The 22,521-nt window shown below is 60.5% G+C and carries 13 protein-coding genes; 3 read left to right on the top strand and 10 right to left on the bottom strand.

What is annotated here, in order from left to right; translation table 11 throughout:
• Nucleotides 1-2: 2 nt before the first annotated feature.
• The 7 genes from AC07OG_RS06915 to tpx all read right to left on the bottom strand — a co-directional run bounded on the left by AC07OG_RS06915 (nt 3) and on the right by tpx (nt 13,083).
• On the bottom strand, nt 3-749 hold the full coding sequence (locus tag AC07OG_RS06915; RefSeq protein ID WP_495066542.1) for an SDR family oxidoreductase: 747 nt from the start codon (nt 747-749) through the stop codon (nt 3-5).
• Nucleotides 750-1,039: 290 nt separating this feature from the next.
• Nucleotides 1,040-3,118: a putative bifunctional diguanylate cyclase/phosphodiesterase gene (locus tag AC07OG_RS06910; protein WP_495066541.1), complete on the bottom strand. Its 2,079-nt coding sequence runs from the start codon at nt 3,116-3,118 to the stop codon at nt 1,040-1,042.
• A 286-nt stretch (nt 3,119-3,404) separates the two neighbouring features.
• On the bottom strand, nt 3,405-4,886 hold the full coding sequence (locus tag AC07OG_RS06905) for an efflux transporter outer membrane subunit (protein WP_495066540.1): 1,482 nt from the start codon (nt 4,884-4,886) through the stop codon (nt 3,405-3,407).
• Nucleotides 4,883-7,990, bottom strand: coding sequence for an efflux RND transporter permease subunit (locus AC07OG_RS06900; RefSeq protein WP_495066539.1), 3,108 nt, complete (start codon nt 7,988-7,990; stop codon nt 4,883-4,885). Before AC07OG_RS06900 ends, AC07OG_RS06905 begins: the two co-directional genes overlap by 4 nt.
• Entirely contained in the window at nt 7,987-11,091 is a 3,105-nt protein-coding gene (locus tag AC07OG_RS06895) for an MdtB/MuxB family multidrug efflux RND transporter permease subunit (RefSeq protein ID WP_060542265.1), read from the bottom strand. The genes AC07OG_RS06900 and AC07OG_RS06895 overlap by 4 nt, the downstream gene beginning before the upstream one ends.
• Entirely contained in the window at nt 11,088-12,404 is a 1,317-nt protein-coding gene (locus tag AC07OG_RS06890) for an MdtA/MuxA family multidrug efflux RND transporter periplasmic adaptor subunit (protein ID WP_495066538.1), read from the bottom strand. Before AC07OG_RS06890 ends, AC07OG_RS06895 begins: the two co-directional genes overlap by 4 nt.
• A 178-nt stretch (nt 12,405-12,582) precedes the next feature.
• Nucleotides 12,583-13,083, bottom strand: coding sequence for a thiol peroxidase (tpx, locus tag AC07OG_RS06885; RefSeq protein WP_060542267.1), 501 nt, complete (start codon nt 13,081-13,083; stop codon nt 12,583-12,585).
• Between the two features lie 360 nt (nt 13,084-13,443).
• Here tpx and AC07OG_RS06880 point away from each other — a divergent pair, with 360 nt between their 5' ends.
• Nucleotides 13,444-13,869, top strand: a complete 426-nt coding sequence (locus AC07OG_RS06880) for a YciI family protein (RefSeq protein WP_495066537.1) — start codon at nt 13,444-13,446, stop codon at nt 13,867-13,869.
• 158 nt (nt 13,870-14,027) lie between these two features.
• Here AC07OG_RS06880 and AC07OG_RS06875 read toward each other — a convergent pair whose 3' ends face one another.
• From AC07OG_RS06875 to AC07OG_RS06865, 3 genes are all read right to left on the bottom strand, one after another.
• On the bottom strand, nt 14,028-14,522 hold the full coding sequence (locus AC07OG_RS06875) for a hypothetical protein (protein ID WP_495066536.1): 495 nt from the start codon (nt 14,520-14,522) through the stop codon (nt 14,028-14,030).
• A 182-nt stretch (nt 14,523-14,704) separates the two neighbouring features.
• Entirely contained in the window at nt 14,705-15,226 is a 522-nt protein-coding gene (locus tag AC07OG_RS06870; RefSeq protein ID WP_060542270.1) for a GNAT family N-acetyltransferase, read from the bottom strand.
• A gap of 294 nt (nt 15,227-15,520) precedes the next feature.
• Nucleotides 15,521-20,416: an NAD-glutamate dehydrogenase gene (locus AC07OG_RS06865; RefSeq protein WP_495066535.1), complete on the bottom strand. Its 4,896-nt coding sequence runs from the start codon at nt 20,414-20,416 to the stop codon at nt 15,521-15,523.
• Between the two features lie 503 nt (nt 20,417-20,919).
• Here AC07OG_RS06865 and AC07OG_RS06860 point away from each other — a divergent pair.
• Both AC07OG_RS06860 and AC07OG_RS06855 read left to right on the top strand, forming a co-directional pair.
• Nucleotides 20,920-21,273: a hypothetical protein gene (locus tag AC07OG_RS06860; protein ID WP_495066534.1), complete on the top strand. Its 354-nt coding sequence runs from the start codon at nt 20,920-20,922 to the stop codon at nt 21,271-21,273.
• A 287-nt stretch (nt 21,274-21,560) separates the two neighbouring features.
• Nucleotides 21,561-22,520, top strand: coding sequence for an AAA family ATPase (locus tag AC07OG_RS06855; RefSeq protein WP_060542274.1), 960 nt, complete (start codon nt 21,561-21,563; stop codon nt 22,518-22,520).
• Nucleotide 22,521 lies beyond the last annotated feature (1 nt).

The following is a 22,521-nucleotide window of genomic DNA, read 5'->3' as shown; positions in this document are numbered from 1 at the left end:
GCCTACCGCCCACCGCCCAGATCAACAAAAGTCCCCGTCGCATAAGATGCCTTGTCCGACAGCAACCACACAATCGCCTCGGCCACTTCATCCGGACGCCCACCCCGCGCCATCGGGATCGCCGACTCCAGTTTGCTGACCCGGTCAGGATCACCGCTCAGTGCATGGAAATCGGTATAGATGTAACCGGGACGCACTGCGTTGACCCGAATCCCCTCGCCCGCCACTTCCTTGGACAGGCCAATGGTAAAGGTGTCCAGCGCGCCCTTGGATGCGGCATAGTCGACGTACTCGTTCGGCGCGCCCAGGCGGGCGGCCACCGAGGACACGTTGACGATGCTGCCGCCCTGCCCGCCGTGCTTGGGCGACATGCGCAGGATCGCGTGTTTGGCGCAAAGTACCGGCGCCAGGACGTTGGTCTTGAGGATTTTGAGAATGCGAAATTCCGACATTTCGTCGACCCGGGACTTCTGCCCGACAGTGCCGGCGTTGTTCACCAACGCCGTGACCCGCCCCAGCTCACTGTCCACGCGATTGAACAAAGCGATGACTTCGTCTTCGATACTGACATCCGCCCGCACGGCTATGGCCTGGGCGCCAAGGCCACGCACTTGCTCCAGCACACTAAGGGCCGCCTGTTCGTCGGCCAGATAGTTGATGCAGATCCGGTAGCCCTGCGCAGCAGCCAGTAGCGCGGTGGCGGCTCCGATACCACGGCTGCCGCCGGTGATGACGATGACTTTATCCATGTGAGTTTTCTCCCCAATCAACGCTTAAGCGGTACGGGGGAAGAATAACCGCCATTTCAGGTTTTTGCATGGCGCTAGCAATGTCATCTGCTGACGCCATCACGGGCAAGCCTCGGTGCTACAGGCCATGTAAAACCTGAAGCGAGCCTGATCGTGATGGACTCAAGACCACCGCGGCGAACCAGACACCCCGCGACATAGTTAACCACCATCGCGAGCATGCGCGCTCGTGCATGGGAATGCGGTCACCTGTAGCAAGGCTTGGCCGAGATGAAAGATTACGCGCAGGCTCAAACCGCCTCCAACTGCTCCCCACGATGAATTGCCACCATGAACCGCTCAGCCGGCAGCGGATGTCCCAGCAGGCAACCCTGCAGCGATTCGCAGCCGAGCCGGGTCAGCAAATCCTGCTGCGATCCGGTTTCCACTCCTTCGGCGGCGATGCGCAACCCCAGGGCCTGGCCGAGGGCGACAATGGCCGAGACAATGGCGGCGTCCTCACTGTCGCGCTCCAGGTCAAGGACCAGGCTGCGGTCGATCTTCAGTTCGTTGACCGGCAGGCGCTTGAGGTATTTAAGGCTCGAATAACCGGAGCCAAAGTCATTGATGCACAGGTCAATACCCATTTGCGACAGTTCCTGCAGCACCACCATGCTTGCATCGGCATCGCTCATGGCGGTGGTCTCAGTGATTTGCAGGGTCAGGCAATTGGGCGGCAACTGATGGGTGGCCAGCGCTTTGGCAACACTTTGAACCAGACCTGCGTGGCAAAATTCGATAGCCGAAAGATTCACCGCAATGCGCCACCCGGTGTGTCCCAGCAGGTACCACTGGCGCATCTGCTGGCAAGCTTCATTGAGCATCCACTCGCCGATCGAAATGATCAGGCCGGGCTTTTGCGCCAGGTCGATGAATTTGTCCGCCAGCAGCAAGCCCTGGGTCGGGTGCTCCCAGCGCAACAGTGCCTCGCCACCCACCGGGCGGCCACTGGAGGCATCGAACCTGGGCTGGTAATGCAGGCGCAATTGTTGCTGTTCCACGGCATGACTCAGGTCTTGCTGCAATTGCGGCTGGTCGCACCCAAGACTGTTCATCGAAGCGTCAAAAAAGCTGTAGCCGTTTTTACCTGCGCCTTTGGCTTGATACATCGCCGCATCGGCATTGGTCAGCAATTCGTGGGCGGTCTGGCCATTGCCCGGATAGAGCGCGATCCCGATGCTGGCGGATATCTGCAAATCATGTTCGTTGACCCGGAACGAACGAGCGATCAAACCAACCTGTCGAGCGGCGAGAATCAAGGCGTCATTCTGTCTGGCCAGTCGCACCAGTAGCACGAACTCATCGCCACCGATACGCGCCAGGGTGTCGTTGCTGCGCAGATCCTCGCGCAGGCGCAGGGCGACTTCGCGCAGCAATAGATCACCCATGTGGTGCCCGAAGGCATCATTAACCGGTTTGAAGCCATCCAGGTCGATGAACATCAGTGCAATGCAGCCGCCCTCCTCCTGCACTCGCGCCATCGCCTGGTCGATTCGCTCAGCGAGCAACATACGATTCGGCAGACCGGTCAAGGTGTCATGCGAGGCCAGTTGGGTCAGTTCACGGTTTGCCACGGTCAGCGACTGCGCAAGGCTCGCGGTACGGGCCAGTCGCGCATCGAGGATCGAAGTCAGCAAGGCAATGCTCAATACCGCCAATGTGGTGATCAGCACCAGGTTATCCAGGCCCTTGCCATTCAGGCCGGTGGCGGCCGCCCCGCAAAAGCTGCCGTCGGCAAAGCGCGCCGCGGCCATGCCGGTGTAGTGCATGCCGACGATGGCGATACCCATGATCACCGCCGCACCGGCACGGATCACACGCACGTAAGGTGCGTGCTGGCGCAGGCGAAAGGCGATCCACAGCGCCGCACCCGAGGCGCCCACCGCGATGATCAGCGATGCGCCGAACAGCGTCGGGTCGTAATCAATGCCCGGTTGCATGCGCATCGCGGCCATGCCGGTGTAATGCATGGCACAGATACCGGCCCCCATGACCAGTGCACCGAATGACAGTTGCCAGGCGGGCAGTCGCGGCTGGCTGACCAGCCATAGGGCGAAACCGCAGGAAAGAACGCCGATCAACAACGACAGCAGCGTAATGGGGATGTCGTAGCCCAGTTGGATCGGGAGCTTGAACGCGAGCATGCCGATAAAGTGCATCGACCAAACCCCGACGCCCATGGCAATCGCGCCGCCCACCGTCCATAAGTGCGCAGCCCGGCCCTTGGCAGTGGCGATACGCCCGGACAGATCAAGTGCGGTGTATGACGCCAGGATCGCTACACAGAGGGAAATGATAACCAGTGCGGGTGAATAGTTACCGATGAGCATGAGTCTTCTCGCGATTGCCACCGGGAATGAATGCCATTCGCGGCCTGAAAACTATCTAGGTTGTACAGATTACGTGAATGAACGTACCGACAAAACTAGCAAACTGCCATCATTTCGATAAAACGTTTGTTTTAAGGTAGAGGGTTAAGTTGGGAATGGCGCGGCCGTGTTTACGAATCGTGCAAAAGGTGACTCTTGCGCAGGGGCTGCCGGGCGTTTGACTGAGGTGAAGGAACGTTGCGATACGCCCCCTCGCCACCGACCGGGCCCTCCTGGCGGAGTTTGTTCATTGGCTATCGCGGTCCTCAAGCTGCCCGTCCCAGCCACCACCCAAGGCTGCAATCAACTGGACGCTGGCAATCAACCGGCTCTGCTGCAGGTCCAGCGCACTGCGTTCGTTGTTCAACGCCGTCGCCTGGGTCACCACCACATCGAGGTATGCAATCAGACCGGCCTTGTACTGGTTGCGGGTCAGGCGCAGGGACTCACGGGCCGCATCCAGCGCCTGCTGGCGCACGACAGCCTCGTCCTGCAGTACCTTGAGCTGCACCAGGTAGTTTTCCACTTCTCGAAAACCATCGAGCACCGTCTGGCGATACTTGGCCACGGTTTCGTCATAGGCCGCTTCGCTGCGGTCCACTTCCGCCGAACGCTGGCCGCCATCGAACAGGGTCATGGCCAGTTGCGGCCCGACCGACCAGAAACGGTTCGGCACGCTGAACAGATTGTTCGAGGTGCTGCTGCTGTAGCCACCGTTCATGCTCAGGGTAAGGTCCGGGTAGTACGCAGCCTTGGCCACACCGATGTTGGCGTTGGCGGCAATCACCGAGCGCTCCGCCGAAGCAATGTCCGGGCGTCGTTCGAGCAATTGCGATGGCAACGCCAGAGGCACTTGCGGCAATTGCGGGATGTCCTGGGTTTGCGCCAGCCCGAATTCGGCTGGCGGTACGCCGATCAGCACCGCAATGGCATTCTCGAACTGCGCGCGTTGCCAGATCAGGTCGATCATGTCGGCCTCGGTGCTCTTGAGCTGGGTCTGCGCCTGGGCCACGGCATCCTTGCCGGAAACGCCGGCACGATACTGGTTTTCGGTCATTTTCAGCGAGCGCTGATAGGCCTCGACGGTGGCCTCGAGCAAGCGTTTCTGCTCATCAATCACCCGTAATTGCAGGTAGTTCTGCACCAGCTCCGACTGCTGGCTCAGACGCATGGCCGCAAGGTCGGCAAAACTGGCCTGGGCATTGGCGGTGTCGGCTTCCAGGCCCCGGCGCAACTTACCCCAGATATCCGCTTCCCAGCTCACTCCGGCCTGTGCCGTGTAAGTATCACGGATGCCACTGGAGGAACTGCTCAGGCTGGAGCTGCTGCTGCCGGTGCCCTGGCTGGAGCGGTTCTTTCCGACAGTCAGATCCACTGTCGGGAAAAACGCGCCACGGGCGCTGCGCACCAGGGCCTGAGCCTGGCGATACTGGGCTTCGGACTGAGCCACGGTCTGGTTCGAGCTATTGAGTCGTTCGATCAGGCCATTGAGTTGCCGATCGCCATACAGCTCCCACCACGCACCGCGAGCGAGAGCGTCACTCGGGCTGGCCTGACGCCAGCCTGGCGCAGCCTTGTACTGTGCCGGCGCGGCGGCTTGCGGACGCTGGTAGTCCGGGCCGATGGCGCAGGCACTGAGCAACGCTACACACAGCGACAAGCTCAGCAACCGCGAGCCTCGGGCGGTGATCAGCGGTGCAGCCAGGTTGAACAGCGAGCGGTCAGTCATAGCGGAGTTTCCAGAGCAGCATCGGTACGCACACCACGCCAGTGGTTGAAGCGATGGCGCAGTTTGTCGAGATAGAGGTAAACCACCGGGGTGGTGTAGAGGGTCAGCACCTGGCTGAAAATCAACCCGCCGATGATGGTCAGGCCCAGGGGCTGGCGCATTTCCGCCCCTTCGGCACGGCTGAGCAACAACGGCACGGCCCCCAGAATCGCCGCCAGGGTGGTCATCAGGATAGGACGCAGACGTTGCAGGCAGGCACTGCGAATCGACTCCAGTGGCGCCATGGCTTGCTGGCGCTCCAGTTGCAGCGCAAGGTCGATCATCAGAATGGCGTTTTTCTTTACCACGCCGATCAGCAGGAACAGCCCCAGTAACGAGATCAGGCTGAATTCGCCGCCCAATACATAGATCGACAGCAACGCGCCGACCCCGGCGGACGGCAAGGTCGACAGAATCGTCAATGGATGGATGTAGCTTTCATACAGCACACCCAGCACCAGGTACACCGCCACCAGCGCCCCGAGGATCATCCACGGCTGGCTCTTCTGGGCCGCGGCGAAGGCATCGGCAGTGCCGGCCATTTTCGCGATCACGTCCTCCGGCAAACCCACCTTGGCAATCGCCCGCTCGATGGCTGCACTGCCCTGCTCCACCGTCACCCCTTCGGCCATGTCGAAAGCAATGCTTTCCGAGGCGAACTGACCTTCGTGGCTGACCCGGTCGTCTTCCAGACTGTTCTCATAATGGGCGATGGTCGACAGCGGAATTCGCGCACCGTCGGCGGTAATCACCTGGACCTGCTTGAGGGTGATCGGGTCCTGGGCGTACTTCGGATTGACCTCCATCACCACCTGATACTGGTTGAGACTGTCGTAGATGGTGGAGATCTGCCTCTGGCTGTAGGCGTTGTTCAACACAGAGGTAACCATGTCCATGTCGACCCCCAGGCGCTTGGCCTGATCGCGATCGACGATCAGGGTAACCTGCTGCGCGCCCCGGCCTTCGCGAGCGTCGATCGCCGTCAGCTCCGGCAAGGCCTTGAGCGCGGTGACGACTTTCGGATACCACTCGCGCAACGCCCCCAGGTCACCGCTTTGCAGGATATAGCTGTACTGCGAGGAGGTCTGTTCGCGGCCACCGCCGAACTGCAAGTCCTGGTCGGCCATCAGCATCAGCTGCGCCCCGGGAACCTTGGGCATTTCCTTGCGCAGGCGTTCGATGACTTTTTGCGCGGAAATGCTGCGTTCCTTGATCGGCTTGAGCCGCACCAGCATGAAGGCGTTGTTGGTGCCGTTGCTTCCGCCGATGAAACCGGCGACGCTTTCCACCGCGTCATCCTTGAGTGCCGCACGGCGGAAGATTTCCATTTTCGGCTGCATCACGCTGAACGACAGACCATCATCGCCGCGCACGAAACCGATCAGTTGCCCGGTGTCTTGCTGAGGCAAAAATGTTTTAGGAACAATGATATACAGCGCAATGTTAACGCCAATAGTCACGAACAAACTGAGCAAAGTCAGGCGCCGATGACGCAAGACCCAGTCGAGGCTGGTGGCATATTTACCGACCATCCAGTCGTTGGCCCGCCGGCTCCAGCGTTGCAGTCGGTTCTCCTGCCCCGGCACATGCGGCTTGAGCCAGCGCGCGCAGAGCATCGGCGTCAGGGTCAGCGAGACCACCAGCGACACCACGATGGAAGCCGCCAGGGTGATGGAAAACTCACGGAACAGGCTCTCGATGATACCGCCCATGAACAGGATCGACAGGAACACCGCCACCAGCGAGACGTTCATCGACAGCAAGGTGAAACCCACTTCCTGCGCCCCAAGGTACGCTGCCTTCATCGGCCGCACGCCTTCGTCGATATGCCGGGAAATGTTCTCCAGCACCACGATGGCATCATCCACCACCAGCCCGGTGGCCAGGATCAGCGCCATCAACGACAGGTTGTTCAGGGAGAAACCGTAGAGGTACATGACCGCGAACGTACCCACCAGCGACACCGGCACCGCCAGGGTCGGGATCAGCGACGCCCGGAAGTTACCGAGGAACAGGAACACCACCAGGATCACCAGGGTGACGGCAATCAGCAAGGTCATTTCCGCTTCGTGCAGCGTCGCCTTGATCACCGGTGAACGGTCCATGGCCAGGTTCAGTTTGACGCTGGCCGGCAGCACTGCCTGCAACGCAGGTAACTGGGCCTTGATCTCGTTCACCGTCTCGATGATGTTGGCGCCGGCCTGCCGGTTGATCACCAGCAGCACCGCTGCGTCATCGTTGAAAAAACCGCTGTTGTAGCGGTCCTCCACGCCATCGCTGACTTTGGCCACATCCTTCAGGCGCAACGCCGCGCCGCCGTTGTAGTGGATGATCAGCGATTCGTAGTCTTTGGCTTTTTCCAGCTGGTCGTTGGCCTGGACTTGCCACAGGCGCTGATCATCCTCGACCGAACCCTTGGGCCGGCGCACGTTGGCATTGGCGATGGTGTTACGTACATCATCCAGAGCCACGCCGTACTGATTGAGCGCCTGGGGTTCGAGCTCGATGCGCACCGCAGGCAAGGAGCTGCCGCCGATCTGCACTTCACCGACGCCCTGCACCTGGGACAGGCTCTGGGACAGGATGGTCGAGGCAAGGTCATAGAGCTGGCCCTTTTCCAGCACATCCGAGGTCAGCGACAGCACCATGATCGGCGCCTGGGACGGGTTGACCTTCTTGTAGGTCGGCATGCTGCGCATCCCGCTGGGCAGCAGCGTGCGCGAGGCGTTGATGGCCGCCTGCACTTCCCGCGCCGCGCCGTTGATATCCCGGTCGAGGTCAAATTGCAGGATCACCCGGGTCGAGCCCTGGCTGGAGCGGCTGCTCATGGTGTTGACCCCGGCGATGGTGCCGAAGGAGCGTTCAAGCGGAGTGGCCACGGTGGAAGCCATGACCTCGGGGCTAGCGCCAGGCAGGCTGGCCTGGACCACGATCACCGGGAAGTCGATTTGCGGCAGCGGCGACACGGGTAACAGGCCGAAGCTGACGAAGCCCAGCAACATGATCGCCAGGCTCAGCAGCATGGTGGCGACCGGGCGCTTGATGAAGGGGCCGGAGAGGTTCATGGCTGTTCTACCGCTTCCATTGACTCAGGCTTGCGGCCCCAGCGCCGCCCCAGGCGGTCGAAGTACAGGTAGATCACCGGCGTGGTGAACAGGGTCAAGACCTGGCTCAGCAACAAGCCACCGACCATCACCAGCCCCAACGGCTGGCGCAACTCGGCACCGGAACCGGTGGCCAGCATCAGCGGCACCGCACCGAACAACGCCGCCAGGGTGGTCATCAGGATCGGCCGGAAGCGCAGCAATGCAGCCTGATAGATCGCCGTCTGCGGGTCCATCCCCTGATTGCGCTCGGCGTCGAGGGCGAAGTCGATCATCATGATCGCGTTCTTCTTGACGATGCCGATCAGCAGGATGATGCCGATGATCGCGATCATGCCCAGGTCATTGCCACTGAGAATCAACGCCAGCAAAGCGCCGACCGCGGCCGACGGCAGGGTCGAGAGAATGGTGATCGGATGGATGTAGCTCTCGTACAGCACGCCCAGCACGATGTACATGGTCACCACCGCCGCCAGAATCAGCAGCAAGGTACTCGAGAGCGACGCCTGGAAAGCCTCGGCCGCGCCCTGGAACTGGGTCTGTACGCCAAGCGGCATGCCGATGTCCTGCTGCACCTGCTCGATGACCTCTACCGCATGCCCCAGCGCCACGCCGGGCGCCAGGTTGAAGGACATCATCACCGCTGGAAACTGGCCGATGTGGGTGATCGCCAGTTGCGCCTGGCGCTCCTCAATGTGCGCCAGGCTGGACAAGCGCACCTGGCCGCCATCGGTGGTCTTGACGTGAATCTGATCCAGCGCCTGCGGCCCCAGCTTCTCTCCTGACTGCGATTGCAGGACCACGCGGTACTGGCTGGCCTGGGTGTAGATCGTGGAAATCTGCCGCTGGCCGAAAGCGTCGTACAGCGCATCGGTGATGTTCGACACCGATACACCGACCCGCGAGGCGGCGTCGCGGTCGATCACCAGATAGACCTGCAGGCCTTTGTCCTGCAGGTCGCTGGCAACGTCGGTCAGCTCCGGCCGGTCTTTGAGGGCGTCTACCAGGCGCCCGCTCCACAGGCTCAACAGCTGCGAGTCTGGTGACGACATGCTGAACTGGTACTGCGTACGGCTGACCCGGTCTTCAATGGTCAGGTCCTGTACCGGTTGCATGAACAGGCGGATGCCGACCAGCTTGTCGACCTCCGGCTGCAGGCGCGCGATGATTTCAGTCGCGCTCAGGTCCCGATCACCGTGAGACTTGAGGTTGATCAGCATGCGACCGCTGTTGAGCGTCGAGTTATCGCCGTCCACGCCAATGTAGGACGACAGGCTTTCGACCGCCGGATCAGCCAGGATCACCTTGGCCAGTTGCTGCTGGCGCTCGCTCATGGCCGCGAAGGAAATCGATTGGGGGGCCTCGGAAATCCCCTGGATCACCCCGGTGTCCTGCACCGGAAAGAAGCCTTTAGGCACAATCAGGTACAGAAACACCGTCAGCGCCAGGGTGCCGATGGCCACCATCAGGGTCAGCGGTTGATGCTTGAGCACCCACTGCAACTTGCGCCCGTACGCGGCAATCATCCAGTCGATGGCGGCACCGCTGGCCCGATAGAAACGGCCCTGCTCTTCTTCCTTGGGCTCACGCTTGAGCAGCCGGGCGCACATCATCGGCGTCAGGGTCAGGGAGACCACCAGGGAAATAAGGATCGCCACCGCCAGGGTGATGGCGAACTCGCGGAACAACCGCCCTACCACGTCCGCCATGAACAGCAGCGGGATCAGCACGGCGATCAGTGACAGGGTCAGGGAAATCAGAGTGAAGCCGATCTGTTTGGCGCCCTTGAGTGCCGCATTCAACGGGCTGTCACCTTCTTCGATGAAGCGGGAAATGTTCTCCAGCATGACGATCGCATCATCCACCACGAAGCCGGTGGCGATGGTCAGGGCCATCAGGGTCAGGTTGTTCACCGAGAACCCGGCCAGGTACATCACGCCGAAGGTACCGATCAGCGACAACGGCACGGCCACCGAAGGAATGATCGTGGCGCTGGCCCGGCGCAGGAACAGGAACGTCACCATGACCACCAGCGCGATGGCGATCAGCAGTTCGTGCTGCACGTCTTTGACCGAAGCGCGGATGGTCTGGGTGCGGTCGGTCAACACGACGACGTCGAGACCGGCCGGCAGGTTGTCGGTGATGCTCGGCAGCAGGGCCTTGATCCGGTCCACCACCTCTATGACGTTGGCGCCGGGCTGACGCTGGATGTTCAACAGTACGGCCTGGTTTTCGTTGGCCCACGCGGCCAGACGCTCGTTCTCCGCCCCGTCGACGATTTGCGCCACATCCTTGAGCCGCAACGGCGCACCGTTGGCATAGGCCAGGATCAGATTGGCGTAGTCCTTGGGCGAGGTCAGTTGATCGTTGGCATCGAGCATCGAGACCCGGGTCGGGCCGTCGAAATTGCCTTTGGGCTGGTTGACGTTGGAGGCGCCGATCAGGGTGCGCACGTCCGAAAGGTTCAGGCCGTTGGCCGCCAGGGCTTCGGGGTTGACCTTGATGCGCACGGCCTGACGCTGGCCTCCGGCAATGCTGACCATGCCGACGCCGCTGATCTGGGCGATTTTCTGCGCCATGCGGGTGTCGACCAGATCATTGAGCTTGGGCAGCAGCATGGTCTTGGAGGTTATCGCCAGGGTCAGCACCGGGGTGTCTGCCGGGTTGACCTTGTTGTACACCGGCGGTGCCGGCAGATCCTTGGGCAACAGGTTGGTCGCTGCGTTGATCGCGGCCTGCACTTGCTGTTCGGCGACATCCATGTTGATGTCGAGGCTGAACCGCAACGTCAGCACCGACGCCCCGCCGGAGCTGGTGGAGGCCATTTGCGTCAGGCCAGGCATTTGCCCGAACTGCCGCTCGAGCGGAGCCGTCACGGCGCTGGTCATGACATCCGGGCTGGCGCCGGGATAAAGGGTCATGACGCGAATGGTCGGGTAATCGACCTGAGGCAAGGCCGATACCGGCAGCAGGCGATAGGCGATCACACCGGCCAGGATAATGGCCAGCATGCTCAGGGTAGTGGCTACCGGGCGAAGGATAAACAGCCGCGAGAGATTCATGCGCCGCCCTTTTTCGCCCTGTCGCGGGCCGCCGGCTCATGCGCGTCGACCGCCGATTTGCCTTGCAGATTCCCGGTTGGCGTAGAGGGCACGTCCTGACTGTCGTTGACCACTTCAACTTCGCTGCCGTCTTTGAGGCGGTCCGTGCCCTCGAGAACGACCCGATCGCCTGGCTGCAGGCCTTCGGTGACCACAGTATTTTCACCGTCGCTGGCGCCGACCTTCAGTTGGCGGATCTTGACCTTCTTGTCACCATCCAGGGCATAGACGAAGGTGCCATTGGTGCCGAACTGAATGGCAGCGGAGGGCGCGAGTACGACATCCTTGAGGGTGTCAGCCAGCAGGCGAACGTTGACGAACTGATTGGGAAACAACGACTGGTCGCGGTTCTCGTAACGGGCCTTGAATTTAAGGGTGCCGGTGGTGACATCGATCTGGTTGTCCAGACTTTGCAACACACCGGTGGCCTGCAGCCTTGTATCGCCACGATCCCAGGCCTCGGCGGGCAGCTTGGCGCCACTACGGTAGCGGGCGAGTACGGTTTCAAGGCTGTTTTCCGGCAGGGTGAAGGCGACGCTGATCGGCTGGGTCTGGGTGATGATCGCCAGTGCCGTGGTGTCATTGGCCGCCACCAAGTTGCCGACGTCCAGCTGCCGCAGGCCGACACGCCCGGCAATCGGCGCGCGGATCCTGGTGAATTCCAGATTGAGCCGGGCGTCGTTGACCGCCGCCTGATTGGTCTTGACCGTGCCCTGGAACTGACCGACCAGCGCTTCGGCGGTGTCCAGGGTCTGCTTGGCAATGCTGTCTTCGCGGTACAGGCCGCGATAGCGATCAACGTCGACCTGGGCGTTTTTCAGTTGCGCCTGATTCTGCAGCAAGGTGCCTTCAGCCTGGAGCAAGGCATTCTGGTACGGACGCGGGTCGATCTCGGCCAGCAGGTCACCCGCTTTGACCATCTGCCCTTCTTCAAAGTGGATCTTCATCAATTCGCCACCGACGCGGCTGCGCACATTGATGGTGTTGAGCGCCGTGACCGTGCCCAGCGCCTTGTAATACAGGGGGAAGTCACCCTTGACCGCTGGCGCCACACGCACCGGCACCGGCCCTGAAGCGCCGCCGAACCCCGGACGCATCCCTCCCGACTTGCCGGTGTGCCCGGCGACGGCTTTTTGCCCGCTGCTTTCTTTTTGGGCCGCGCCGGTGGGCCAGAACTTCCAGCACAGGGCTGCGATGACCAACAGGACCAGCAGGCCAAACAGCCAGCGACGGGGACTACGGGAAGCGGAGGATTGCATTGAGTGATCAACCATTGGGCGCGTGGGCTTCTTTTACATGAGGCTGAACGATAAGCACTGGCGAGTCTTAAGCAAAGCGCCTTTACCGGCAATTTACCTTCAGCTTACGTAGCAGGAGTTTTATCTAAGACACTGAAGCACAAATGAAAACGGCCTGGACAGGGCCAGGCCGTTAACAATTGTAAAGAATAACTTACTTCAGAACGGCCAGTGCCGCTTCGTAGTTCGGTTCCTGACCGATTTCGCTGACCAGTTCGCTGTGCAGCACGTTGTCGTTTTCGTCCAGAACCACGACAGCACGGGCGGTCAGGCCTTTGAGCGGACCATCAGCAATGGCTACGCCGTAGTTTTCGATGAACTCGGCACCGCGCAGGGTCGACAGGTTCTGCACGTTTTCCAGGCCTTCGGCACCACAGAAACGGGCCTGGGCGAATGGCAGGTCGGCAGAGATGCACAGCACGACGGTATTGGCCACGTCGCCAGCCTGGGCGTTGAACTTACGAACCGAAGTGGCGCAGGTCGGAGTGTCAACGCTTGGGAAGATGTTCAGTACTTTGCGCTTGCCGGCAAAGTCCTGCAGGGTGACGTCGGACAGATTGCCGGCAACCAGGGAAAAGGCTGGCGCCTTGGAGCCGGCTTGTGGCAGTTGGCCGTTGACTTGAACCGGATTGCCTTTAAGGGTGACTTGAGCCATGAACGGAGTCCTTCTGAACGTTGGTGTGGAGAATTTTGACGAGGCCGAAGTTAACCACGAAATTGTCCGACGACCTACGGTCAAACATGATTTGTGATGTGTCGAAGCGTAAAACTGGATACAACTTCGCAATCGGTCTGTCCCATGTGTATGTATGTGTGTGCGTATGACTGTCCGTGTTGGAGTTACCATTGACCAGCCTACCCCTGCGCCGGCCCGCCATCCGTTGTTCATGACGAAAGGCACACAGCGCCCATTAGGATCGGTAGCACCCGGGGATGAAATTCGTCAGCAGCGTTGTCGATTTGGCACCGTCCCGTTCGACTAGAAGCGAATTAGCCACATTTACCGGAGAAAACCATGCGATTCATGATCATCATCAAAGCCAGCCAGGACTCTGAAGCCGGCGTCATGCCCAGTCAGGAACTGCTGACCGCCATGGGCCACTACAACGAGGAACTGGTCAAGGCCGGCATCCTCCTTGCGGGCGAAGGCCTGCACCCGAGCAGCAAAGGTGCTCGCGTGCGTTTTTCAGGTGAAAAGCGCACTGTGACCGACGGTCCGTTCATCGAAACCAAAGAGTTGATCGCCGGCTTCTGGCTATGGCAGGTCAAATCGAAAGAAGAAGCCATCGAATGGGTCAAACGCTGCCCCAACCCGATGCCGGGCACCGAGGCCGAGATCGAAATTCGCCAGGTATTCGAAGCCGAAGATTTCGGGGCCGAGTTCACCCCTGAGCTTCGCGAGCAGGAAGAGAGGGTGTGGGAGCAGGCCAAGAAAAACTGAGCATTCTGAGTCCGGTCCACCCATGGAAGACTCGATCACGTCCGCGTGCCAGAGGAGGCGAAGCCGGGCTGGGGGAATATTGAAATGTGAGGGGTCTCAGTGAGGTCGGCCCCCTCGCCCCTCTCCCGAAAAGGGACAGGACGAGGTCGCGTTTGATCTCACACCCGGTCGCGCGGAATCAGACCCTGCAACTGCTGCGCTAGAAAACCCGCATCAAACGGGAAGATATCCGGGTCTTTCAGTCCATTGGTCTTGCGCCATTGCCAACTGCTCGCCGGTGGCTGGCAAACCAGCGAAACGCTGCCAAAGCGCGCCGCCGTCAGCCCCATCACTGCCAATGTGATCTGCCCACCCGCCCCCATCACATCCGGCACGAACTCCACCGGTTTGCCGGCAATCAAAATGGACAGCTTCTCGGTCCTGAAGGGGGAAGTATCGAGCGCAATGCTCGGCCCTGAAGCCACATATACTTCGCGATTCACTTCCAGCAGGTTGGGCGCCAGCACCGGTTCCAGCCATTGCCCGATCTGATCGAAAAGCTCACTGATACGCGTCGCCCACACGGTTGACTGCGATTCAAACAGTTGTTTTTTGTGCGCTTCGCTTTCTGCGTAGTGGCGTAGCATTTCACCCAGTTGCTGTACATCGTCCATTGCGGTGTTCCTTTGATTGGAGCAGTACTGCGGATATTGAGCATGGCAGATGCGCGCGGCCGGCGTACGACTAAAAGGGTGAGTGGTACTCTGTTGATCAAATCCGCACACTTCACTCCGGCCCTGCTCGACACCACCGCACTGCAGGCGCAGTCGGCGGTGCCGTTCCCTGGGCGAATGACTCAACCGGACGTGGGCGTAAACCGCAGACGCGCCATGCTCAAGGTGTCCACCAGCACACCGTCGCGCACGGCGTAATCACGAAGCAGACCCTCTTCCTTGAAACCGAATTTGCGGTACAGCGCGATGGCCGCTTCATTGTCGGCGTACACCGCAAGCTCGACCCGGTGCAGATTCATCCAGTTGTCGGCGATATCCAGGGCTGTCGCCAGTAACTTCGAACCAACCCCCTTGCCCTGCCACTCCACCGCCACGCCCATACCGAAGCTGCCGGCGTGGCTGCGGCGGATGCGCGAAAACTGCTCAAGGCCAATGTTGCCGATTACTGCGCCCTGGTGCAGGGCCACCACTTTCACCAGCCGTTCGTTATCCGGCTCCAGGCGCTTGCGCCAGAGCTCGGTGGACTGAAAGGGCATCTGCAGGGTTTGCCGGGCGATGCGCGGATCGTTGTAAAGCGCAGCGAGGCCTTCGATGTGGGATTCGTTGAAGCGTTCGAGAGTGATGACCGGATCGGTAGCTGGCATGAGTGATTCAATCCTTGATACAGACATGGCCCCTCACTGTATAACGCCTGGGTGAATTTGTGGGAGATTCCCCCCATGAAGGCATTACATTCAACATTCATGTCACCTGACACACCGCCATCGCTGGCAGGCCAGCTCCCACAGGGGATCACCGTCAGGCACAAACCCCGGCATCTCCATAAATCACTGTGGGAGCGGGCTTGCTCGCGAAGGGGGCCGATCAATCACTGCAGGACCTTCAGACAAAAAAAACCCCGCATCTCTCGATACGGGGCTTTTTCATTCAGCGCCTGATCAGGCAGCCGGCTCCAGTTCGACACTGGAAGCGGCAGGCACTACCGTCTGGCCGCTCAACGCCAGGTCGAGCAGTTCACGGTTGGCCACCGCATACATGGCGTAGTCCGTACCGCTGGCGGCACGGATTTCCACCAGCATGGCGCGCCAGCGTTCGATCATGCTTTCGTGCTGCGACATCCACGACGCCAGGCGTGTTTCCACATCCTGAGTGCCGTCGCCCTGTTGCAGGACCGAGATGGTGATCGCCCGTTGCTGCCAGTCGACGTCATCGCGGAACGCTTCACGGGCCAGGGCCTGCCAGTTGTTTTCAACCGGCAGAGCGCTGATCTGTTGCAGGTACCAGGTGATGTCCAGAGCACTGCCCACGGCGAAGTAAGCCTTCGCGACGTCGGCAGGGTTCTGGCCGGTCACATCGGAAGCCTCGATGATCGGCAGCAGCGTATACAAGTGCGAAGTGCCAGCCACCATGCGTGCGAGCAACTCCGGTACACCGGCTGCGACATACGCCTGATAGCGGGTCTGCCAGTTCTCGCGGATCTCGCCACTGAGCAGCTCATCAAGCTTGAGGCCCAACTCTTTCAGATGCGGGCCAAAATGTGCAACGTCACGGGCAGCATTCTGCTCGTTGCGGCGGGCACGCAGGAACCAGCGCGTGGCGCGACGGCCCAGGCGCATCAGCTCGTCCATCAGCTCCAGTTGCACATCAGCGCTGACCTGGTAGTCCAGCGCTTCAATCTGACGGAACCAGTGCGGGAGATGGAAAATGTCGCGCACGATCACGTAGGCACCGGCCACGTTCGCCGGGCTCATGCCCGTCGACTCTTTGAGTCGTTGAACGAAGGTGATGCCCATGTGGTTGACCAGATCGTTGGCGATCTGGGTGCTGACGATTTCGCGCTTGAGACGGTGACGACGCATGGCGGCGGAGAACTTGCTCACCAGCGAAGGCGGGAAAGCGGTTTCCATGTCGCGGGTCAGGTAGTCGTCGTCCGGCACCAGGGAGCCCAGCAGTTGCTCCTTGAGATCGATCTTGCTGTAGGAAATCAGCACCGACAGCTCGGCACGGGTCAGGCCGTGGCCTTCTACGATGCGCTCGTTGATCGCCTCTTCATTGGGCAGAAACTCGATGGCGCGATCCAGCTTGCCGCGACCTTCCAGATCGTTCATCAGACGCTTGTATTCGGCAATCCGCGGCAATGCGCGACGGGCCGCCAGGGACAGAGCCTGGGTCTGCTTGTAGTTGTTGCCCAGCACCAGAGAGCCGACTTCGTCGGTCATGCTCGCCAGCAACTCGTTGCGTTGCTTGGCGGTCATGTCGCCGGCCTGGACTACTTCGTTGAGCAGGATCTTGATGTTCACTTCGTGGTCGGAGCAGTCCACGCCACCGGCGTTGTCGATGAAGTCGGTGTTGGAGCCGCCGCCATTGAGGCCGAATTCGACGCGACCCAGTTGGGTCATGCCCAGGTTACCGCCCTCGCCCACCACTTTGCAGCGCAGTTCGTTGCCGTTCACGCGCAGTGCATCGTTGGCCTTGTCGCCCACATCGGCGTGGCTTTCGCTGCTGGCCTTGACGTACGTACCGATACCGCCGTTCCACAACAGATCCACCGGCGCCTTGAGCAAGGCGTTGAGCAGTTCGGTCGGGGTCAGCTTGTCGGCCTGGATGTCGAAGCGCTCTTTCATCTGCGGGCTGATCGCGATGCTCTTCGCGCTGCGCGAGAAGATACCGCCGCCTTCGGACATGATGCTGGTGTCGTAATCGGACCAGGCCGAACGCGGCAGGTCGAACAGGCGCTGACGCTCGGCGAAGCTGTTGGCAGGCTCAGGATTCGGATCGATGAAGATGTGCAGGTGGTTGAACGCGGCAACCAGTTGCAGTTTGTCGGACATCAACAGCCCGTTACCGAACACGTCACCGGCCATGTCACCAACGCCGACCACGGTGATGCTGTCTTCCTGGACATTGATGCCGCGCTCGCGGAAGTGGCGTTGTACGCCAACCCACGCGCCCTTGGCGGTGATGCCCATCTTCTTGTGGTCGTAACCGGCCGAACCGCCGGAGGCGAACGCATCACCCAGCCAGAAGCCGTAGTCGATGGCGATGCCGTTGGCGATGTCGGAGAAGGTCGCAGTGCCTTTGTCCGCCGCGACCACCAGGTACGGGTCATCATCGTCATGGCGCACGACGTTGGCCGGAGGCACCAGCGCGCCGTCCTTCAGGTTGTCGGTGATATCCAGCAGGCCGGAAATGAAGATGCGGTAGCAGGCGATGCCCTCGGCCGCGATCTCGTCACGGCTGCCACCCAGCGGCAGGCGACGCGGCAGGAAGCCGCCCTTGGCACCCACCGGCACGATCACCGAGTTTTTCACTTGCTGGGCTTTTACCAGGCCGAGGACTTCAGTACGGAAGTCTTCTTCACGGTCGGACCAGCGCAGGCCACCACGGGCCACGTTGCCAAAGCGCAGGTGCACGCCTTCAACGCGCGGCGAGTAGACGAAGATTTCGAACTTAGGAACCGGCTTCGGCAGTTCAGGGATCAAGTGCGGGTTGAACTTGAAGCTGAAATACGACTTGTTATGGCCGTTGGCGTCGGTCTGGTAGAAGTTGGTGCGCAGGGTCGCCTTGATCAGGTCCAGGTAGCGACGCAGGATGCGGTCTTCGTTGAGCACCTGGACGTCGTCCAGTGCGGAAAGAATTGCGTGTTCCAGACGTTGCTGCTTGTCTTCCAGGTCGTCGCCCGACAGCTTGCGCGCCAGGTAGAAACGGGTCTTGAACAGCCGGGTCAACTCGCGAGCGATGTCGGTATGGTTGTTCAGGGTGGCGGCAATGTAGCCCAGGTCGAAGCCCAGACGAATCTGCTTCATGTAACGGGCGTAGGCACGCAGCAGCGCCACGTCGCGCCAAGGCAGGCCGGCAGTCAGTACCAAACGGTTGAATGCATCGTTCTCGGCTTCGCCACGCACAATGTGGACGAACGCGTCCTGCAAGGTGTCGTTGAGTTGCTGGATATCGAGTTCCAGGCCTTCGGCGGCGGTGAACGCAAAATCGTGAATCCAGAACTCGCGGCCATTGGTGTGACGCAGGCGATACGGGAACTCACCCAGCACGCGCAGGCCGAGGTTTTCCAGGATCGGCAGCACGTCGGACAGCGCCAGAGGGGTGTCTGCGTGGTACAGCTTGCAGTGCAGCATGCGCTGGCCCGAAACCTGGCCCAGTGGCTGATAGAAGCTCATCACCAGTGGATTTTTTTCGCTCAGGCTCAGCAGGTGTTGCATGTCGACCACAGCCGAGTGCGCAGCGAAGCGCTCGCGATAACCGGCCGGGAAGCCTTTCGGGAAGTCGGCCAGCACGTTGGTGCCATTGGCCTCACCGAAACTCTCGACCGTCAGGCTGGCGTAATCGTCCTGCCAGCTGCGGCAGGCTTGTACGACTTCTTTTTCCAGCAACAGCGGGTCGATGTCGATGCGGTTTTTCGGGTCGACGCGCAGGATCAACTGTACGCGGGCCAGCACGGACTCGGAGAAGAAGGTCCAGAACTCGCAATCCGAGGCTTTCAGGCGATCCATCAGCACTTGCTGGATCTTCTGGCGCACCTCGGTGGAATAGATGTCACGCGGCACGTAGGCCAGGCAGTAGCAGAAACGGCCGTACGGGTCTTTGCGCAGGAACACGCGGATCTTGTTGCGTTCCTGGATCTGCACGATCGACATCACGGTGCTGAACAGCTCGTCAACCGGGGTCTGGAACAGATCGTCGCGGGGCAGCACTTCGAGTACCTGCGCCAGCTCCTTGCCCAGGTGGGCCTTGGACTGGAAGCCGGAGCGGCGCTCGATTTCCTCGACCTTGCGGCGGATGAACGGGATGACCCGCACGCTCTCGCCATACACCGAGGAGGTGTACAGGCCCATGAAACGGCATTCCTTGATGACGTTGCCGTCGGCGTCGATTTCACGGATCGATACGTAATCGGGGTAAGCCGGGCGGTGCACGCGGCTTGGGTGCGCGGCCTTGGCGAACGACAGCAGGGTCGGCTCGCGCAGGTAGTTCACGGCGTAGTCTTCGATGCGCAGGTCATCGTAGGTCAGGCCGGCGCGCAGCAGTTTGGTCAGGCCGAGGAAGGAGTCCTGGTCGTAGACGATATGGCCACCATCGGCCTCATCGCGCACCACGAACTCTTCATAGCCCAGGAAGGTGAAGTGGTTACCCACCAGCCATTCCAGGAAACTCTTGATTTCGTTCTTTTCGTCGGCATCGACGGCGAACTGGCTGTTGTCCAGTTTGCTCAGGATTTCCTCGACCTTGGCTTTCATCGGCTCGAAATCGCCAACGGCCACGCGCACTTCACCGAGCACCTGCTCCAGTTCCTTGCTCAGGACATTGAGCTCGGCGGTGTTGGCGCAACGGTCGATTTCCAGGTACATCAACGACTCTTGCTGAACGTCGTCGCCCTGGGTGCCTTTTGGCAGGATGTCCAGCAACTCGCCTTTGCTGCCGCGACGCACGCTCAGCACAGTGGTTTGCAGGGTATGAATGCTGTAGCCGCGACGGTTCAGCTCGGTACGCACCGAGTCCACCAGGAATGGCAGGTCGTGGTGCAGCACTTCGACGGCGGTGTGGGTCGACTGCCAGCCGTGGCGCTCGTAATCCGGGTTGTATACCCGCACTTGTGGCTGTGCGTGATCGAAGCGTTCAAGTAGACGCCATGCAGAAAGGGTGCAGCCAGCAAGGTCTGACAACCGACGCTGGGTCAGCTCGTCAAGGGAAATGATGCCGAAGAATTGTTCAGCGAACAGCGCCACTTGTGGCAGTGCCTGTTCACTGATGTGCTGCGCCAGTGCCGCTTGCAGTTGGTGCTGGAAGTCGGCTTTGCTGGCTGCGGTGAAGAACGCCATCTGTGGTACTCCGCTTGGGCTTGTTATTGATGGAAGCTTCGCGTGCAAAACCCCTTGCGGGGCGGGTCCGTCACCCGGCTCCTGATTCTCGGGCAGAGGAAACAGGGTGACAGGTGGGTGAAGCTGAACAAGACACTCGGGTCACATTCACTTTACCTGGATGGGCATCTGCAAAAACGACTGGCCGCGTGCAGCACAATGTCTTTACAGGTGTTCATCCGTTGCGCAGCTTAACGAGAGCGGCAAGGCCCATGCTTGCGGCGCTGCGACATATTCGGTCAACGGTACGCAGCTTCAGGTGCGGGCATCGATTAACACTAGCAGTCGCGCAGAATAATGACGGCTTTACGTCAGGTTTTACGGCACGTACGTACTAGAAATGACCAGTAACACTCTCATTGGTCACGACAGCCACATAGACAGCCGAACGAGCAGAAATTCCTGCGGGCTGGCAGAATTGTCCTTCACTGCGTCCAACACGCTCGCCGAGCCAGGAAACTCCCATGAAAATGAAAACCGCCCTCTTGATCGTCAACCCGTGCGACGACGAAGAAGACAACATGGCCATGCTCTGCTGCCACAGCGAAAAGGGCGAAATGTTCCTGATGAGTCGCTACCCGGATGAAGATGAGCTGGAGATCACCCTCGATGGCGAGCCTTCGACCCTGGATGGTGTGAAAGTCACCCTGAGCGCTACCCTTTTGAAGATTGAAATTGCTGCGGCGGATGCCGATGTGCTCAATGGCGACGATGTGCTGGAGATCACCTTCAACCCTGACATGGTGGAAATGGCCGAAGTTGAAGAAACCTTGCAGAACATTCTCAAAGGCACCGGCACTTATATCAGCCAGCTCTAAATCCCGGCGTTTGAGCGGACGCCTTCGCGAGCAAGCCCGCTCCCACATTTGATCATTCTTACTGGAAGAACAGGGTCAACTGTGGGAGCGGGCTTGCTCGCGAATAGGCCCGAGAGAGCACCGCCACCCTGTCACCCGTAGAACATTCCTACAGCCATTACCCATCATTTCCCACACATTGCACAAAATGCCGTTAGTCGCCGCCCCCTGCGATGGATTAAAGTAACGCCCCCAGCCCTGGCGTATTTCGAACGTCCTCGGCCACCCTTTTGCAGGAACAGTCATCGATGGAACATCGTGAAGCGCTGCTAGCGCTGCGAACCTTTCTTTCAACGCAGATTCTCGGCCAGGAAAAGCTCATCGAGCGCTTGCTCATCGCCCTGCTCGCCGACGGCCACATGCTGGTCGAGGGCGCCCCTGGCCTGGCCAAGACCAAGGCCATCAAAGAACTCGCCGAAGGCATCGAAGCCCAGTTCCATCGTATCCAGTTCACCCCCGACCTGTTGCCGGCCGACATCACCGGCACGGAAATCTACCGTCCGGAAACCGGCAGTTTCGTGTTCCAGCAGGGCCCGATCTTCCACAACCTGGTACTGGCGGACGAAATCAACCGTGCCCCGGCCAAGGTTCAGTCGGCTTTGCTCGAAGCCATGGGCGAGCGGCAGGTCAGTGTCGGGCGCAGCACCTATGAGCTGTCGCCGCTGTTTTTGGTGATGGCCACGCAAAACCCCATCGAGCAGGAAGGTACCTATCCGCTGCCGGAAGCCCAGCTCGACCGCTTCCTGATGCACGTGAAAATCGGTTTCCCGGACGCGGCGGTTGAACGCAAGATCCTGCAACAGGCCCGCGGCGAAGCCCTCAACGGTGAAGCCAAGCCTGAGCGCAGGGTTACCCAGCAGACGATCTTCGCCGCACGCAAGGAAATCCTCGGTTTGTACATGGCCGACGCCGTGGAGGAATACCTGGTGCAGTTGGTCATGGCTACCCGCACGCCAGCCAAGTTCGACCCGGAGATGGCCGAGTGGATCGCCTACGGCGCCAGCCCTCGCGGCTCCATCGCCCTCGATCGCTGCGCCCGGGCGCATGCCTGGCTGGCCGGACGCGACTTCGTCAGCCCGGAAGACATCCAGGCGGTGCTGTTCGACGTCTTGCGCCACCGCATCATTCTTTCCTTTGAAGCCGAAGCCGCCGGCATCGATCAGGACCGGGTCGTCCAGCGGATTCTCGACGTCGTAGCCGTCGCTTGAC

The sequence above is a fragment of the Pseudomonas sp. GW821-FHT09H03 genome (genome assembly GCF_059415945.1).
This window is presented reverse-complemented; position numbering and strand designations above follow the sequence as displayed.